Origin of the sequence: Sphingobacterium puteale, assembly GCF_003627955.1 — a bacterium.
GTDB lineage: Bacteria > Bacteroidota > Bacteroidia > Sphingobacteriales > Sphingobacteriaceae > Sphingobacterium > Sphingobacterium puteale.
On the sequence record NZ_RBWS01000008.1, the window covers coordinates 46,575 to 65,634 of the forward strand.

Consider the following 19,060-nt stretch of genomic DNA (forward strand, 5'->3'; position numbering starts at 1 on the left):
TTTTGCTTCAATAAATGTTTCGCAAAAGTATGTGTTTGATTCTTAGATGTAATTATTTTTTTTGATTGGCTTCAAATGGTATTCTCAACTACTTCAAGCTGTGACATTTTAGTCCTTAATTGATTTTGTGCAGGTTTTACGAACAATGATGGTTAGTGTAGTATTGTAGTTTGGAGGGTATATTTTAAGGAGTTTTTATTGAAATTTTCCTAAAGAAAAGAAAATAGCACAATGTTTGCTGTTAATGTCCGAACATATATTGATTTGATAAATTATTAATCTGTACGGATAAGAAATGAAGGGAGTATTTGAATTAAAAGGACTAGTGAACAGACTTTGTATGGCTTTATTTGCATTGGTAACGGTTTTTACATTGTCCGGTTGTTTTGACTTTGTCGAACAGATTGACCTTAAGCCTAACGGTTCGGGGCATATCGCAGCAACATTGAATCTAAGTAAAAGTAAAACAAAAGTCTCATCCTTGATGAAGATGAAAAGTATTAAAGGGATACAGATACCAACGCAAGCTGAAATGGAAAAGGAGATCCGGGCTGCGGTTCAGATGCTTAAACAGACGAAGGGTATCTCTAATGTACAGTATCGAACAGATTTCACAAACTTTATTGTCAATATTTCTTGTGATTTTAGTCAGATCGAATCGTTAAATGCTTTTTCTGATATATTGGCAAATCGGTTTAAAACGAAGATCTCAAACTCAAATCGATATTATTATAATGTGCAGACCAATATATTTGAACGTAAATTTGTAGCCTCTAACACCTGGAAGGCTAAATTCAATCAGTTGGGAAGCGATAACACGGCGCAATTTGCAGATGCTTTTTATACCCAGATCATTCGGTTTGAAAAACCGCTTGCATCACAGGAAAATAGTAAAGCAAAAGTAGCCGGAAACAAGAGGGGAGTACTATTAAAGTTATTATTTACTGATCTGGTCTATGGTAAATCTACCTTGGCAAATAAAATCACATTAACAAAATAACCTATATGAAATCAAAAATTTTATTGACCGGACTGGTATGTCTGTCCCTAATGGGGAGCGTGAAATCGCAAGATTTAATTAAGCTCATTCCCGAAGAAGCTGAAATGATCGCGGCCTTTAATGTAAAGGAGATTGTGCAGAAAGCAAATGCAAGCAAATTGAACGAATTGCTTCAGAAAGCCGGCCTCTTCAAAAAGATTGAAAAGTCGGGTGCTTCAGTTGGGAATGATATCAAAAACCTAGGTATTGACCTTACGCAGACGTCTTATTTCTATAGCAGAAAGACAGATAGCGTGAGTTTTATCGAGTTTATATTTCCGCTGTCCAATAAAGGTCAGTTTGAAAAATTATTACATGATGCGGGTGAGTCTAAACCCTTTGCCAATGGCTATTCAACGATAGCACTGAAACCGGGGAGTATGTTGGTTTATAATGACCGACTGGCACGCTTTATTTCGTCGACGATGAGTAGTACCTTCTTCGACAACGACTCCGTTGCAAACCGCTATGGGATAAAAAAAGTATCCTATATGGCCCCTGCGGCTGATGCATATTCTTCAGAGATAGATTCTGCGGCGGCAGTTGCGGATTCGGCAGCAGTGGCAGTAGAATGGGAAGAAGGGGAAAAGAAAATAGAACTACCGAGCTCGCCGATTATTGTAGAGAGTGTGCCAGATACGGTCGTGGCGAGTGTGGAGGAAGCTGTGCCAGTGCCAATGGATGTCGCTCCGGCGGAACTGCATGATCCAAGTTATTACGATTCGCTTTATACAGCCTATGCGGATCAAAATCGAAAAAATGATTCCATACGCAATGCGCTTCGTGATAAATGGTTGACAGGAGAAGCTACGCGTTTGCTGTCTGCTTCCTATAAACCGCTCTCTGTTTCGGATCAGAATAAGGTGCTGAAAAACCTGGGATTGATCCGCCTGTACGTACCGCATGTTGAAGAACTTTACCGCGGCCTTATGCCTTATAAATCCATTCCATATCTCTATATGGGCATCAATATGGATAAATTTAGAACAGGATATCAGGATGGAGTGCTCGATTTATCGCAAGAAGGAAATATATTGAAATTAAAGGGTTCGATAGGCTTAGATAGAGATCTTGCTGAAATGTCAAAACGGTTTTATGCCAGAAAGCCAAATGGAAAATTCAGTAAATATTTGACCGATAAAACGCTTGGGTTCTTCAATTTTAATATTAATTCAGAAGCTTATTTACGCGATATGCCTGGTTATATGGCCAAATACTATGGCGGGTTATTGGGGCCTCAGCAAGATTTAGTTGAGTGGGGGCTGATGGCGCTTGAAGTTGCACTAGATGAGAAAGCCATTGCACAGGTAATGCCCGGAGATCATCTTTTTGTGGTCAATGGTTTGCGTAAATTTAGAAAAGAATATATTGATTATACCTATGACGATGATTATAATGCCACGGAAGTAAAGAAAACAAAGGATGAAACCTTACCGGTATTTATCTGGATGTTTACTTCGAAGGATCAACGTCTGATAAAAAAAGGACTGGATCTAGCGATTGCCAAAACCTTAGGTAAAACACAGGATGGTATCTATGCATTTTCTTCAAAAAAAGCAATGGATTTCCCGATGTATGTGCTGTTGAAAGATGATTTGGTGATGGTAAGTAATGATTCTTTATCGCTATTTGATATCCGCCAAAATAAGATGGCAGCCCCTGCGAATAAAGATTTTATTAAATTGATGAAACAAAATAAAATGTCAGCAGCTTTTGACCTGCAAAAGTTGCCCGCTATGCTTCAGGAGATGGGCATCAGTCCCGGAAGACAATGGGACAAAACTGTTGCACAACTGAATCAATATGGCAGTACGGCAATCACCTCGAAAGGAATCGTCGGTAACCGTATGGAGGCAGAGATGTCTTCAAAGCTTCCACAGACAAAGGAGGGGGCAATTAGTTATATGATTGACCAGATTCTACTGGAGATTGACAAATAGGAAGATTTACTGAGCATCAAACAATTTAATTGTAGAGTTGTTTGATGCAAAGTTTGTAATATTAAGGTTATATTTTTATAATGTTGATATAATGTTACACGATGTTTAGACCAATAATGGTATTTTTGTGGTTTGTTATTTGCAAATAATAGGATAAAAAAACGATTTGTACTTGATATGGGGATATTTTCAAAACTGTTTGGTAACAAAACTCAAGATTCAAAAATAAAGGTTGTTGGGACACTCGCCTTTTTAGAAGTGGATATGCACAACCATATTCTCCCGGGAATAGATGACGGAAGTCAGTCCGTTGAACAATCAATTGATTTGTTGAAAGGCTTGGGAAGAATGGGATTTGAAAAATATATTTGTACACCGCATATTATGGATGGGGTGCATCCGAATTCAATCCAAACAATCGAGGATGCCAAAGACAAGTTGGTGAATGGTATAAAACACCTGCCTAATATTCCTGAGATTTATCCTGCAGCTGAGCATATGATAGATGACGGAATTGCAAGGTTGATCGATACCAACGAGCTTTGTGTAATGCCTGGGGGCTATGTGCTCATTGAAATGTCTTACCTGCAGGAATCCAAAGCGTTATTTCAAACTATTCTGGACATTCAAAAGCTTGGTTATCAGCCTATATTGGCACATCCAGAACGTTATAATTATTACCATTATAATTTTAATATGTACAAGCAGATCAAAGATGCTGGTTGTATGTTGCAATTAAACCTGCTGTCGGTCAGCAGATACTATGGTGTTGAAGTGAAATCTGCAGCTTTAACGATGATTAAATCGGGTATGTACGATTTCGTTGGGACGGATGTACATCATAACCGTCATTTGACTGCGCTGGAGGAGATTGTTGCGAAATATCCCGTACGCGACTTATTAAAAACATGTAATATCTTAAATCCGACGCTTCACGATCATTTGGGAAGCAATGATAATGTCACCGCCGCAGGATAAAGGAAAAAAAATACGATACAGAGATGCTCATAAGGCATCTTTTTTTGTTTCTGCTAAACGCTCATTCATGTCGATGGGACGAATTTATCGGGAGTTCTTTTATTCTTTACCGGTCAGATGGATTTGTCGAAATTATTTTCGTTTATGCATGTGTTTTGTAATCATGGAAATTTCGAAAATTTGGCTACTTTTGGATTTAGCATTTTTCATATGAGAGGAAACAGAATTTTTATTCAAGATTGGATTGCACATCATACTTACCAAAAAGCAAACGATATAGATAGTTATTACTTAAAAGTTGCCAATCAGATCAACGATAATTTATCGACATTATGGTTTGAAGAACCGGAAACGAATGACCTAATTCAGACTGATGCCTTAAAAACATTAAGTATTTACCTGACCTGTTATTTGGAGGATGTTATTGCCAACACAGGGATATTTGCGGCTTTTAGAACCATTCATAAAGAATTGTACAATGAGTTCCTACCCTTCTACAAGGACAACGATCTGTTGGATTACTATCCTGAGGATATCAATAGTGAAGATGTTGCTGTATTAGCCTGGTTATTTTTTAGTGAGCGCAACCCGCATCTGTTTATTGATCCTCATGGCCGTTTGATACAGTTGGTAACGGATCTTACCTATGCTATTCTGGAGGAACATTATGAAGTGGCCCCTGAGAATCCAAAGTTAAAATCAGAATATACATTGGATGAAAATGCGGATTATTTTGAGGTTCGTAATTTTATCGAAAAACTTGTCGCAACAAACTATCTGACAGCAGGAGAGTATAATACCAATCTTAACCATCTGATGCAGGTTGCAGAATTGGGAAGATATCAGCACGATCAGGCACAGTTGCAGCAAATGATCTATCGGGTCCGTGATAATCATTTCAATAATTATAGACTGCACTTATTTGCCCTTAAATCATCTGAATTTGTTGCGGAAGTGGTTGGTAAGGAACATGCCCTTTATAGTTCCGTCAAGACGCTGGGGAACCGCATCCATAGCTTTTTTGACTATGTAAAAACGGATGAACAGTTTGTCCATGTAAAACATATCAATACAAAAACGGTATTCAAGATTTATAAAGATTCAATCCGGGAATTTGCAGAGCCTTCAACGACATTATCTTTTTACATGGAAATTGTTCCTTGGAAAGATGCCTGGAATCTGTCCGGAATTATGACGGTGGTCAATCCAGAGGAAGTAAATTTCGATCTGCCGGAACAATATGAGATGACCTACCGCATTGAAGCGATGGCTGGTAAGGACAAAAGCTTGAAAAAAACAGAGAAGCAATTGAAAGATATGGGTAAATTATTCCAGTCTGAGCAAAAGGCCGCTGTAGCTTTTATGGAGGGGCGAGAAGTGAAAGAGTTTGCAAGCAAATTCTTTCAAACATATCTGCAAAAATATCCAGGCAAAGAGGAATCAGCACTTCCGGAATCGAATTTGGATCTGACAGCAGATGCGAAAGTGACGGTTTTCTTCAACCCAAAGACAGGATTAGAGGTATTTGGTGGAATAGAAGATTTCTTTCCATTGGAACATAACCCATTTATTGAAAAGGAAGTGGAGGGAACCCGAGCAGACGTTCCGTTTGCCCGTTATTTCTTGAATCTTTTGGTCGAAGACTTTTTTCCGGGTGAATTGTCAAAGTACTACGCCAGCTTATTCAAAACGGAGGTAGACAAACAATTCTTCTTCCCGTTGGAAGAGCCTATACTGGATTTTTTCCTTCGTTTCTATAAAAGAGGAAGTTACTTTTTGGGGCCATTCCCGCTCATAAAATAACCTTGTCTATTCAGTGCGTATACATTTTTTAATCCCATTGGAGATCCCAATGGGATTTTTTAATGAATTTAATCTTATTACAAGAATCGACTTCCTGACCTTACAACAATACCTTTATGAAAATTTCTGGAATCTGAACTACAAGGGTTAATTGTATGTAAATGGATTGTATTTAAAACGTTATGGCTACCGAAGGTGAAACCGAGCTTTGAGCGATGGTGCATTTTCATTCAAATATTTTGAAAATTTCTCCCTAAACTTGTAGCATCAATTATAAGTGATGAAGGATGCCTACTGAAAATAACAATATCCCAGATTTTAAAAAATTCTTTTTGTCTTACAAAGATAAGGTTTATAAATATGCCTTATTACATGTGAAAGAAAAGGATACTGCCGCCGATTTGGTTCAGGAGGCATTTTCTCGTATTTGGAATAAATGGAAGGAATTGGATGAAACAAGAAATCCCCAGTCTTACTTATATACCGTCGTTAAAAATCTCGTATTTGATGAACTTAGGAAGCAAAAAGTGCGGTTTCAATTTAACCTTGCAGGGATTGATGCCACCACCTTGGTGGATAATTCGAATGAAGAATCTATCCGTTTTAAAGACTTAGAACGTGTCTATCGGGAAGCAATTCAAAAACTTCCTAAAGCACGTCTTGAAATATTCTTATTAAGCAAGGAAGAGTTTTTGGATAATCAGGAGATTGCGGATCGTTTAGGCATATCTGTCAATACCGTCCGTGATCAGCTGGTCAAGGGAAATAAGTTTGTACGCCAATATATCCTGGATAATTTTGAGATTTCAATAGCCCTGTTGATCTTCTTAACTATTTTTTAGTGTAGCGTCGTCTTATCGTTCTTTAGATACGTATATGTATTTAAAAGATCACGAAGATGATGGATCCTAAACTAGTTGCACTATACAAAAAATATTTCTTGGGGGAGTTGACTCCGCAGGAAAACACCATATTTTTAGATTTACTGACTTCTTGCGATAAAGATGATTTACCCGATTTGGAGGAGGTAATTGCATTGGATGCTCGTACCTGTGATTTGGATAATTCTATCTCGGATGATATTTTTTATTCGATCACGGGAGCTGAATTAAATCCTAAAATTCAATCAATTTGGAGCCGCAAAAGGGCGGTACTTGCGATCGCAGCAACATTGTTACTTGCAGGTTTTGTTTTTCTTTTTTCTCTTGTATTTAAACCGATACAGCGGGAAGCTAAGTTTACTGCGATTCAATATTCGAACCCAACAAAATTTGTCAAGCGTATTATTTTGTTGGACGGCACGCATATCTCCCTGCGTCAGGGAGCTAATATTTCAGTACTATCCGATTTCGCTGTTGACAGCTTACGAAAGGTGAAATTGTCAGGAGAGGCATTTTTTGAAGTCTCCAAAAATCCCAATAAGGCATTTGTTATTGTCAATTCAGGCGATTTTGATGTGCGGGTTTTGGGTACCGCATTCAATTTGAAATGTTCTCCTCTACAGACACATCTAGTTTTAAATCATGGTAAAGTTAAGGTTAACCATGGTGAACAACATGCTGTTCTTCTTCCTGGGCAGCAAGTAGCTTATGATGTACATCATAAGCAATTTAATGTCACTGCTGTTGATACCATAACAGCATCCAATTGGAAAAGTGACTTTTTATCATTTAATCAAGTTCCACTTTTGCAAATTGTGAATGACCTGAACAATCTTTATCCGGATTATAACTTAGAATTGATCGATTCCTTTCAAACAAAAAGTTTTACTGGCTATCTGCCCGCAAGTGATCTAGAAAAATCATTGAAAATTCTCAATACAGCGTTTAATCAAATAATTATCCACAAAAAGTAATTTATGAAAAGAACCAATTACTATCTAAAACTTATGGGCGGAGCATTGCTATTTCAGTCTCTGGCGCTTCAAAGTATGGCTTCCCAATTTTCTGCCAGTGAAGGCATAGGAAAGATTCTTGCCCGAATGGAACAGAAATTCAACGTCAAATTTGGTTACGATGCCTCCATCTCCGATCAAAAAATCAATGCGACGGCGAATGTCGACCACCTCAAAAAAGATCAGATTGTCCAGTTTATACAGACGATCTCAGATGGAAATCTCGAGGTGAAGAAAATTGATGATAAACTGTATGTCGTTTCCAAGAAAAATATAGCGGTTTCAAGGAACGAAAATGGGCGGACAATAAATGCCCAAAAGGAGGTGCGTGGCAAGGTTGTAGATCAGGAGACGGGTTTGCCTATTGCTGGAGTTACTGTACGGATCAAGGGGTCGAACCTAGCTTCGACAACCGACCAAAATGGTTTGTTCAAGTTGTCGCCTGCGACAGAAAGTGCCGTGCTTCAAATTTCCTATCTGGGGTATGAAACGGTAGATATTCCAGTTGCACAGGCAGGTACAGTAAAATTGGTTAAGTCCTCGGAAGCACTGGAAGAAGTTGTGGTAACAGCGTTGGGGATCAAGCGTGAGCAAAGGGCTTTGGGATATGCAACGCAAAGTGTAAAAGGAGAGGATCTAACACGTGTAAAAGGGGTCGATGTTGGAACTACCTTAACCGGACGTGTTTCGGGCGTACGGGTGTTAAATAGCACGGAATTTAATAAAACACCCGAAATACAAGTACGCGGACTGACGCCAATTCTAGTAATCGACGGTGTGGCGTACGAAAATATGGATTTGAGAGATGTTCCTGTGGATAATATACAAGACATGAATATCTTGAAGGGAGCAACTGCTACAGCACTTTATGGTAGTAAAGGAGAAGGTGGAGCAATTATGATTACCACGAAAAAAGGACTAGCTGACAAAGGAACCGAAATAACGGTTAATACCAATAATATGTTCTTTTCAGGTTACCTTGCTCTTCCCGAGGTTCAACATAGTTATTCTTCTGGCGAATCCGGGAAGTTTAACAACGATGATTATGTATGGGGGGATAAACTGGATATAGGCCGTACCGCGGAGCAGTGGAATCCGATTACAAAAGCCTATGAAGTACAGCAATTGACTTCCCGTGGGAAAAATAATTTTAAAAATTTCCTAGAACCGGGGTTTATTTCCAATAACACGGTAAGCTTTACAAACCAAGGGGAACATGGTAGTATACGGACGTCAATTAATCATATTTACAACAAGGGACAGTATCCGAATCAGAAGCTGAATCTGACCAATATTTCGGTGACCGGGACTACTAAAATAAATGATAAATTAGATTTGGAGGCTAGATTGGGGTATAATCGGAGTTCTTCCTCAACCAATTTTGGATCAGGTTATAATGATCAGGGATATATTTATAACATCCTTGTCTGGACCGGTCCGGAATACGATCTGAGAGATTACAAGGATTATTGGCTTGTTAAAGACCAGTCGCAAAATTGGATGTATAAAGGTTGGTATGATAATCCATATTTGATTGCCCATGAGAAAATCACGCCAGAATTGATCAATAAGGTAAATGCTGCGGTGACCTTGAATTACAAAATAAATGACTGGGCAAAATTTATGTTGCGTTCAGGCTATGATTATTATGGTAAAAACAGAACGCAACGCAATCCAATTGGTATTTATGGAACTCGTGGAGGATTTAGTGATTTTAGGAACGACCTGTCTGTTTTTGGCGGATTTGATAGCAAGGGGAAATATGTCAAGGCGAATGACAATGGCTTTAGCACAACGAATGACGCAATCTTAACTGGTAAGAAGAGTTTTGGCGATTTTGGTCTAGACGGCTTGTTGGGAGGGTCTATTTTCTATAGCTCGGATCAGACACTGGTTACGGGTACAATGAACGGACTTTCGATTCCCGGATTTTACTCCTTGCGTAATTCGATCGGTCCAGTGAGTTCCGTAGAAATCCGCCCGCGTCAAATGCGTAATGGTATTTATGGGCGGTTGTCACTTTCATGGCGAAATGCGCTTTTTCTGGAAGCAACCGGACGAAATGATTGGGTTTCAACATTGACAAAAGAAAATCGCTCTTATTTTTATCCATCATTATCTGCAAGCGCGGTGGTGACAGATTTGTTGGCTTCAAAACCAATGTGGCTAGATATGTTTAAGGTGCGGGCATCCTGGGCAGTAACAAAATCTGTCTTGGACCCTTATGAAGTTCATTCGGCTTTTACAGTGAAAGGCAATGTCTGGAATGGTATGCCCACGGCATCTTACCCCAATATTATCAAAGACTATTCAATTTCTCCGACCCAACGTGATTTAACAGAATTTGGGTTTGATTTTGCTATGTTGAAAAATCGGATTTACGGTAATTATACGCGTTATTATCGATTGTTGCATAATCAGATTGTTAAAGCAAAGATCTCAAAAACAACAGGTTTTGAAGAGCGTCTGATTAATACAAAAGAAGAGGAAATGACCAAGGGGCATGAAATTACCTTGGGAACAACCGCGATCAAAAGAGTGAACTTTCAATGGGATGCTACCATAAATCTTTCTCAGAACTTACGTTATTTTCACAAATTAGACCCAGAATATTCGAAAGATGCTTTGTATGTAAAACAGGGACTTCGTGCTGACTATATTGAATATAAAGATTGGGAGCGCGCACCTGATGGACAGTTAGTTTTGAATAGTTCGGGAATGCCGATCTCGGCGCAATATGCGAATCAGCTGGTCGGTTATACCGCTCCAAAATGGTTTTGGGGATTTTCGAATCAATTCCGCTATAAGGATTTTACTTTCGGCTTCAGTCTCGACGGCCGCATAAAAGGAATGTCTTATTCAACAATGAATGCCCGTTTATGGCAGACCGGCTCGCATCCGGATTCTGATACCAAATTCCGTTATGAGGAAGTTGTTAATGGTAATAAGACGTTTATCGCTCCGGGTGTGAAGATTGTTTCGGGTACCGTGAAATATGATAAATATGGTCAGATCACTGAAGATACGCGTGTGTTTGAAAAAAATGATCAGGTTGTATCGTATGAAGGATACTATAAAAGGGCTTATTCTGGTCGTTGGAACTACTGGGATGAAACATTTATTAAGTTACGGGAACTTTCTTTAAGCTATCGTGTATCGGATAAATTTGCTTCTAAATTGAAGGCAAAAAAGGCGAGTGTTGGTTTAACTGGGCAGAATCTGCTGCTGTGGACAAAAGAATTTCGTTTCTCGGATCCCGATACCGGATCGGAAGACTTGAATTCGCCATCGATGCGTTATATCGGATTTAACGTGAACCTTACCTTTTAACCTTTTAAACACTTGTGAAAATGAAAAAAATATGGACATATCTAGCGCTGGGAGGGGTATTGCTTACAACAGGCTGTTCTAAATTTGATGAAATAAATACAAATCCTGAAACGCCTTCAACGGTACGACCATCCATGTTGGCGACACGAATTGTTTTAAATTTGGCGCGTCAGTCGAATACCAAAGGCTTCATGCAGCCATACATGCTTACTAAGGAGATTGCATGGACTGAGTTGACGGAAAGTTATCAATATAATAGTTTAGGTGAGCGGGATATCTCGATGATGGCAATTAATGACGCACATTTTATGGCGAAATTTGCAACCAGTGATGCATTAGCAAACTCCTATAATGGCTTAATGTATTTTGCCCGTGCCATGAAATTCTATGACGCAACGATGAGTGTTGGAGATATTCCCTACAAAGATGCCTTAAAAGGTGAAACGGAAAAGATCTATTTCCCCAAATACGATACACAGAAAGAGGTATTTCTTGGGATCTTAAATGAATTGGAGCTAGCTGACAAATTATTTGCTGAAGGTGTAAAGTTTGACGGGGATCCCATTTTCTCCGGTGATATTATAAAATGGCGAAAATTAGTGAATAGTTTTGCTTTGAATGTATTGATTCAATTAAGCAAAAAGAACGCTGATGGGGAGCTGAATGTCAAAGAGCGTTTTAAATCCATATTCATAAATAAGCCGATTTTTGAAGGGAATGCGGATAATTTTCAAGTAACGCACGAAGACAAGGCTGATCAGACCTATCCATTCTATAAGGTGAGTAATAGTTTTGTAATCTATCCTATTGTGTCGACGGAGATCATAGACCGGTTAAAACAATATCAGGATAGAAGGTTGTTTTACTATGCGAATCCTTCTGCCTTACAAATCGCTAATGGGAAACAGTCTAATGATTTTAATGCGTATGTGGGGACAGATCCTTCCCTCTCTTTCAGTGAGATTGCTGAACTGAAAAAGAAGAATGATTATTCCAAATTAAATGATCGTTATACCGAGTTGGTGAGTGGTGAACCTACACAACAATATAGTTATGCCCATTTATGTTTTGTTGTTGCAGAGGCTGCTGCACGAGGCTGGGTTGCGGAATCTCCTGTCAATTGGTATAAGAAAGGCATTGCTGCTTCAATGAAATTCATTTCGGATAATACACCTAATACAGCTCAATTTACACATAATATGCCTTTAGATGAGGGCTATATTAATCTAGCAGTGACAACTTATGGAAACCAATTTCCCGTTTCTCCTGAAGGGCAACTGGAGGCGATTATAACACAGAAATATTTAGCAAGTTATTTGCAGGGAGTGATGACACCATATTACGATTATAGACGAACAGGTTATCCAAAATGGAAAATTAATCCGGCATCGAGTTTGAACTCCGTAGCGCCACAAAAGATACCTGTACGCTGGCGTTACCCGGCTCTGGAGTATAACTACAATGCGTCAAACCTGGACGAGGCGATGAAACGTCAGTATGATGGTAATGATGAAATCAATCAACTGATGTGGATCTTAAAATAGGTAATACTTTGATCTGTTGATTTTTTATCGTGAAGACTATCCCCGCGCACCATATCAATCGTGTGCGGGGATTTTTGTTAAAAACGTTACATAAAAAACAATGGCGAATGAATATATTCGCTGATAAACCATCGAATTTATAGGAGATATAATAAATAATTTTATGGATAGTAGAAGAGATTTTATCAAGAAAGCTTCATTGCTGGCTGGGGTTTTTGGTTTACAAAGTGCTGTACCGGATGCGATACAACGCGCTTTAGCGATTGAACCAGTTGTGGGGAGTTCTTTTTTAGATGCCGAGCATATTGTTTTGTTAATGCAGGAGAATCGCTCCTTTGACCATAGTTTTGGTACACTGAGAGGGGTTCGGGGATTTAATGATCCAAGAGCCATCGAGTTGCCTAGTGGAAATCCGGTATGGTTGCAGGCCTCCAGATCGGGAAAAACATATTCTCCATTTCGATTGGATATTAAGAATTCGAATGCAGCCTGGACAGGAAATCTTCCCCACTCATGGGAAAATCAAATGGCAGCTCGCAACGGGGGTAAACACGATAATTGGATCGAAGCTAAACGTCCCAGTGGAAAGGTGCTGAGTGATATTCCATTGACTATGGGGTACTATACTCGTGAAGATATCCCTTTCTATTATGCGATGGCTGATGCGTTTACGATCTGTGATCAACATTTTTGTTCTTCGATTACGGGCACAACTACCAATCGACATTTTTTTTGGACGGGGACTTGTGTGCCTGAAAAAGGCGCCAAACCATTGATTCGTAATTCAGATATTTATTTTAACCGCTGGGCCCATTGGAAAACTTTTCCTGAACGTCTGGAGGAAGCAGGTATTTCTTGGAAAGTATACCAGAATGAAGTTAGTATGGAAAGTGGCCTTCATGGCGATGAATGGTTAGGTAACTTTACAGACAATAACTTGGAGTGGTTTTCACAATACCATATTGAATTCAAGAAAAGCCACCTGGAATTTATGCGTAAGCGTGTTATCGAACTGCCTGTGGAGATTCAGGAACTTGAAAAATCCTTGGTAAATCATGGAGCCGAAAGTGTACAGAAGACCCAAAATAAACTTAAGCAAAAACAGGAACAGCTCAGCAGTTATAAAACGCGGCTAGAGCGATTGACTGAACAGGCTTTTGAACGACTTCCCAAAGAGCAAAAAGCATTGCATGAACGTGCTTTTCAGACCAATGAAGACGATGCGTTCTATCGTGAGACAGCTTCTGTCCTACATGATGGTGAAGAGATTACTGTTCCAAAAGGGGATGTACTCCATCAATTCCGGAAAGATGTCAAGTTGGGCAAACTGCCTGCTGTATCTTGGCTTGTAGCGCCGCAGTGTTTTTCAGACCATCCGAGTGCTCCGATGTATGGTGCATGGTATGTGTCCGAAATCCTGAATATTCTGACGGAAAACCCTGATGTGTGGAAGAAGACGATCTTTATATTGAACTACGATGAGAATGATGGTTACTTCGATCATATTCCACCGTTTGTAGCACCTAATCCGGCAGATGCACGGTCAGGAAAGACCTCCGCCGGATTGGATTATAGTGGTGAATATGTAAGTTTGGAGCAGGAACTTGCCAGCGGTGAGAAAAAGGAACACGCTACAGAGGGGCCGGTTGGTCTGGGCTATCGGGTGCCGTTGATCATTGCATCTCCATGGAGCAAAGGTGGCTGGGTTAATTCGGAGGTGTGCGACATCACTTCGACCATTCAATTTATGGAGTATTTCTTCGACAAGAAGCTTGGTAAGGATGTGAAAGAACACAACATCAGTTCGTGGCGCCGTGCCATTACGGGAGATCTGACTTCGGTATTTCGGAAAGCAGAAGGGGGTGTTCATGTGGATTTGCCGTTCTTGAACCGTAACCAACAGATTTATGCGATTGATCAAGCCAAATCTAAACCTTTGCCTAATAATTTCCATGTATGGAGCCAAGATGAGATGCAAGCTTTGCGATCTGCCGGAAAGGCCGCACAGTTGGCGAGACAAGAAAAAGGTCAAAAAAACTCCAATGCGCTGGCCTATGAGTTATATGCAAGTGAAACTATTGATAAGGACAGCGTAAAACTGACGATGTCCGCTGGGAATAAGCTATTCGGAACGAAATCCCTAAGCAGTCCTTTTAATGTGTATAGTGGACCGAGCTATAAAGATGGTGTCAGTTTCTGGCCTTTTGCGGTGATTGCAGGTGAAGAATTGAGTTTTGACTGGAATCGAGCTGACTTTAAAGATGGATATTATGATTTAACCGTATACGGGCCAAATGGATTTATGCGTAGCTTTAAAGGGGATGGGGAATCTTTGTCCGTGGTCGCAACTTATGAGATCGGGAAAAAAGGTGTTCCCACGGGAAACCTGATCTTGGAAGCGAGCAATAAAGGAGACAAAGTGCTTCATGTGCAGGTGAAAGATAATGCCTACAGTTCCTGGAGGAAAGATATTGTATTGGGTGCCGGTAAAACCACCAAGTGGGTTGTAGAATCTCAGAAGATTAGCGGTTGGTATGATGTTACTTTACAGATTGTGGGAAGTAGATTTGTTCGCCAATTTGCCGGTCGTGTGGAGACAGGAAATCACTCGAAGACTGATCCACAATTGGGATAATAATCATATAAGCAAAGCTGAGAATAAGGGGGCTACTTGCTATATAAACAAAAAAAGATCCCGGTTTTATTGGAATCGGGATCTTTTTAATATACTATTCCTTGCACTCCCTTATAAAGCAAGCTGTATTTTCGCAGGGTAGATGCGATTGGGGTCTGCGAACAATGCGACACTTTCTACCAAAGCAGAAACGGTAGGTACAATCTTTTGCTGCCCTATATTTTTGTCATTATATATAATTGTGACTTTTTTGGATAGGTCGATAAGTTCATTATTGACAAAAATTGCGATTTTTCCTTTTTTCAAAGCTTGCTGCGCAGTCATATCTGGGTTTAATAATTTAGTTTTTATTGTAATGGTATTTGTCGCTTTATCCATGTCAATATCAAACCTGACACGGTCGTATTGGGGATTGTCTTTGAGGGATACCGGGGATTGTTCGATAGCGATATTGTAGAAACCTTTTCTATATCTTCCATCCATCGGAAACCAGATCCAATTGACGTATCGTGGATTTGGTTTACGTTTATATTGAACTAACCATGGTGATGTGAGTGTATAATCTATCCCATGTCCTCTCCCTTCCTGCAGGACAATATTGTGTACAAAATCTCCTGGGAATAGATGTTCCAAGCTGTCGAGCGCGTTTTTAGCGGAAAGGGTGAGTTTGTTCCTTCCAAATCCGGTATCGTTGGCACCCGTTTGAAATGAAAAGGCCAAATGTTTGAAATTTTCGGGCGGAGCATTTTTTAAGGGTTCTCCCCCGGCCATTGGCCCGGCTCCGGCGAAGTAATCGGCGTAAAAAGCTGCTAATCGCTGGCTTCCGTAGCCTCCTTCGGAAATCCCCATGACATACAGCGCATTTGGATCAATTTGCTGGTCAAGCATGGCAAGACGAAGCAGCTTTTCCCAAGCTAGCTGAACAGGCTTCAACCACCACCGATATCTTCGCTCATTGGGAATCTGTGGAATAAAATAACGTGATGGTGAATCGCGGTAACGCAGCGACCAAGCTAGCGTTGCTTTGAGTTCCATTTCTTTTGGGCCAGAACCATGGAGGTTGAGAAATAGTGGTAATTTTGTGTGACCTATCGAGCCTTTCTGGATGTAATAATAGGGTAAAGGATTTTCATTGACCAATTCCCATTGGTGTAGTTTATAGTCCTGTAGACCACGAGCTGCTTGTGTTGGCAAAGGAAGTGTCTCGCGTCGACTGTTCACGGAATTCCATACAGCCCATATTTCCTGTTGTAGCGCTGTAATCTCAGTAGCTTTTATTTTGGTGTTTATGGAGGTGGAGACTAGTGAATCTTCGGCGGCAACGTTTGCAAGGCGTGCGTCGAAATACGTTTCCATTTTCATAAGATCATTTTTGTGCAGCAGGGATTGTGCTTGGATCGATGGACCGATACCTATCAGGAAAATAACTTTAAATATTTTGCTGGTATAGTTTTTCATAAGTAGCTGTTTGATTTTTTATCGATTACCTTCATTGGAGCTTGGCATTTAAAGCCAAGGCTCCAGTAAAGGAAGTACTGCAGGAGCTATTCGCGGTAAGTTACCGAAGCAATTTTTCCAAATCCGTCAAAAGAAGAGGATAATGATGCAGTACCAGATAATGGTATTTGATAGAATTCCATTTTACCCGAAGTATTGGGGATTGTTTCGTCGTAACTGCACACCATTAGCTTTGCCGCATAATTTTTATAGCGGGCACTAGTTCTATTTTGTATAAAACGTTGGTATTTAATCAGGCTGATTTTTCTATTTCCAAGGTCAAGCAGCTGTTTGTGAACTTTGTTGAAAGGGTCGTATTGATAGACTTTACTTCCGACAGCGTATATCAGGTAGCCGTAGGTGGGGTCGATCGCATAAAAATCCGCCTGATCAATCTGATTGAGATTCTCCACTTCGTCATAACCCAATGGTGTAAATTTGGAACTTGAAGGTACAAAGCGATAGAGCATTAACTTTTGGGTCGTTGGGTTTTTGAGCAAAGCGTAGAACTGTTTGGTACTGGTCAATGCGCATTCAAGATACAATAAATCCTGTCCCATATTGGCTGGGTTGACGATAGTGGCATCTGTCGACGTTGGTATTACAGAGACTCTATTTGTTCCCATATGCAGCACAAAACGTCGACTATCTTTGTCGTAGTAAACAGTGTAAGCATCACGGTTTCCGTCATAACAAGCTAAAAAGGGAGCCATATTTATATTACTCCCCGAATTTAGCCTATTAATCGGCGGACCATATAAAATGGCTTGTTGTTTGTACTCGAACATTAAGATACCTTCACTATCCACAACGTAAGTTTGTGGCGTAGAGCTACTTCCCATGCCTACAATGCGGTTGGCGTGATACTTCGCTCCAGTAGAACGAAGTACTTCCGTTTTGAGATTGCGGTAATCGCTCCAGTTACGTGTATGGTTGTTGATACTATAGGTGGCAAGATCCGTGCTGATGTAGACGCGATTATTATCATTGTTGCTAAATATGTCTTTGTTGGGCGTATAATATACCTGAATTGGTTTCCCCTCCAATTTAAGGTCACTGGTAGTAGATAAAAGATCAGTATAGCGATCAAATGGCAGTGTATCAGCTTTATAGTTGAGCATATCAAGCCGGCTTCCTCCATCGATTTCATTAAGAATGAGCCAGCCATTTCCCAGTTCGGATGTCATGGTAAGATTACAGGTATATTGCCAACGTTCACCTGTGCTTTTGTCAACAAGACGATAATACAATACATAAGAACCTGTTGGCAGGGGTAAATTTATATTTAAATCTTTTGTTGTTGCCAAAGGGATCTTTTTATCTGCATTGACTGTCGCCTGCCAATTGTAGGCAAACCACTCGAAGGTAAAGTTGGTGCTATCAATAGCTTTGCTAAACGAAGTAATAAATACGGGGCTAATAGTTAGGTTTTTCCCGGTAGCACCACTATATGCTTTTTCAATACCTCTGATACCAATGGTATCCAGACTTGTATAGTTGTAATTGCCTAGGTCTTTTCTACAGCTTGAAAGGACTACAATCCACAATGTAATGAGGAATAGGAGATAGCGTATGTTTTTCATTTTTCTAGTTTCATAGGTTTATTATTGTACATTTTTTCCCATTTTCATTGCTGTACCGTCGTCTTCTAAAATGGGTGTTCCTTTTGCTGTCATATCATTGAGATAAGCCTGGAGTCCATATCCCCAAGCAGGCAAGCTGTTACCGGGCATCACTTCCTTGGTAATCTCATTGATATCGAGGTTCAGCACACCGATTAATAGCTGGAATTTTTTTTGACTATAAGCACCAAGATAGTTGACAGTTAGATAGGCGTATTTATTTCGAGATTCATCCCAGAACCAAGGAGGACCAACGATATCGTCCGCAATAACAGAAAATCGATTGAAGTAACGTATTTGTTGTTGGTCTCCTGTCCCAATCATCTGCGATTCCATTTGCAGCGCAAAATTTTCATTGGCTCGTAAGGCTAGGTTTAAGATTCGCTTTTCTGTTTGTAGCGATTTAGATCGTTTGAGCCGAATTCGTATTGTATCCCGGAGCTGTTGTGCCTTAATCTGGAAAGTCGCATTTTCAATTTCATAGTCCTCTCCCTCTACCATCGTACTGCTAGACAGTATTTCTAAATTATACCTCCGATCGGTGGCTGCTTTTGCGCCTGTGGTTGTGACGGGGACCAGTAATAGTGTATCCTGAATAAGTTCAGAGATATAGCCATAAGAAAAGAAACTGCTGTCTATCGGACGATATACGTTGGAGACTCGTTCTCCCGGAAAATAAATGCTATTCTGAGATTGATAAAGATCGAGTGTGTCTTCTTTACAACCTGTTGCATAGATTAATGTTGCAATAAAAAGGTAAGCTAGTTTTTTCATCATG

General features: G+C 40.0%; 12 protein-coding genes. 9 read left to right on the forward strand and 3 right to left on the reverse strand.

What is annotated here, in order from left to right:
• Positions 1 to 295 precede the first annotated feature (295 nt).
• The 9 genes from D7322_RS11030 to D7322_RS11070 all read left to right on the forward strand — a co-directional run bounded on the left by D7322_RS11030 (position 296) and on the right by D7322_RS11070 (position 15,163).
• Positions 296 to 1,000: a hypothetical protein gene (locus D7322_RS11030; protein WP_147430372.1), complete on the forward strand. Its 705-nt coding sequence runs from the start codon at positions 296 to 298 to the stop codon at positions 998 to 1,000.
• Between the two features lie 5 nt (positions 1,001 to 1,005).
• Positions 1,006 to 2,979, forward strand: coding sequence for a DUF4836 family protein (locus D7322_RS11035; protein WP_121124182.1), 1,974 nt, complete (start codon positions 1,006 to 1,008; stop codon positions 2,977 to 2,979).
• A gap of 177 nt (positions 2,980 to 3,156) precedes the next feature.
• Positions 3,157 to 3,957, forward strand: coding sequence for a tyrosine-protein phosphatase (locus D7322_RS11040; RefSeq protein ID WP_220700061.1), 801 nt, complete (start codon positions 3,157 to 3,159; stop codon positions 3,955 to 3,957).
• Between the two features lie 210 nt (positions 3,958 to 4,167).
• Entirely contained in the window at positions 4,168 to 5,760 is a 1,593-nt protein-coding gene (locus D7322_RS11045) for a DUF3843 family protein (RefSeq protein ID WP_183078671.1), read from the forward strand.
• A gap of 287 nt (positions 5,761 to 6,047) precedes the next feature.
• Entirely contained in the window at positions 6,048 to 6,602 is a 555-nt protein-coding gene (locus D7322_RS11050) for an RNA polymerase sigma-70 factor (RefSeq protein WP_121124187.1), read from the forward strand.
• Between the two features lie 56 nt (positions 6,603 to 6,658).
• Positions 6,659 to 7,615, forward strand: a complete 957-nt coding sequence (locus D7322_RS11055; RefSeq protein ID WP_121124189.1) for a FecR family protein — start codon at positions 6,659 to 6,661, stop codon at positions 7,613 to 7,615.
• Between the two features lie 3 nt (positions 7,616 to 7,618).
• Positions 7,619 to 10,984 (forward strand): SusC/RagA family TonB-linked outer membrane protein, encoded by a 3,366-nt coding sequence (locus tag D7322_RS11060; RefSeq protein WP_121124191.1) that lies wholly within the window; start codon positions 7,619 to 7,621, stop codon positions 10,982 to 10,984.
• A 20-nt stretch (positions 10,985 to 11,004) separates the two neighbouring features.
• The gene (locus D7322_RS11065; RefSeq protein ID WP_121124193.1) at positions 11,005 to 12,528 is read left to right on the forward strand and encodes a SusD/RagB family nutrient-binding outer membrane lipoprotein; all 1,524 of its coding nucleotides are present in this window, start codon (positions 11,005 to 11,007) and stop codon (positions 12,526 to 12,528) included.
• A 163-nt stretch (positions 12,529 to 12,691) separates the two neighbouring features.
• A complete protein-coding gene (locus D7322_RS11070; RefSeq protein ID WP_121124196.1) occupies positions 12,692 to 15,163 on the forward strand; it encodes a phosphocholine-specific phospholipase C in 2,472 nt (823 codons plus the stop codon).
• Between the two features lie 111 nt (positions 15,164 to 15,274).
• On the opposite strand, the gene D7322_RS11075 is transcribed toward D7322_RS11070, so the two are convergent.
• The 3 genes from D7322_RS11075 to D7322_RS11085 all read right to left on the reverse strand — a co-directional run bounded on the left by D7322_RS11075 (position 15,275) and on the right by D7322_RS11085 (position 19,059).
• Complete coding sequence (locus tag D7322_RS11075; RefSeq protein WP_121124198.1) at positions 15,275 to 16,621, reverse strand: hypothetical protein; 1,347 nt, start codon at positions 16,619 to 16,621, stop codon at positions 15,275 to 15,277.
• Between the two features lie 86 nt (positions 16,622 to 16,707).
• Positions 16,708 to 18,243, reverse strand: coding sequence for a PKD-like family lipoprotein (locus D7322_RS11080; RefSeq protein ID WP_121124200.1), 1,536 nt, complete (start codon positions 18,241 to 18,243; stop codon positions 16,708 to 16,710).
• A 21-nt stretch (positions 18,244 to 18,264) separates the two neighbouring features.
• A complete protein-coding gene (locus tag D7322_RS11085; RefSeq protein WP_121124202.1) occupies positions 18,265 to 19,059 on the reverse strand; it encodes a DUF4843 domain-containing protein in 795 nt (264 codons plus the stop codon).
• Position 19,060: the final 1 nt, after the last annotated feature.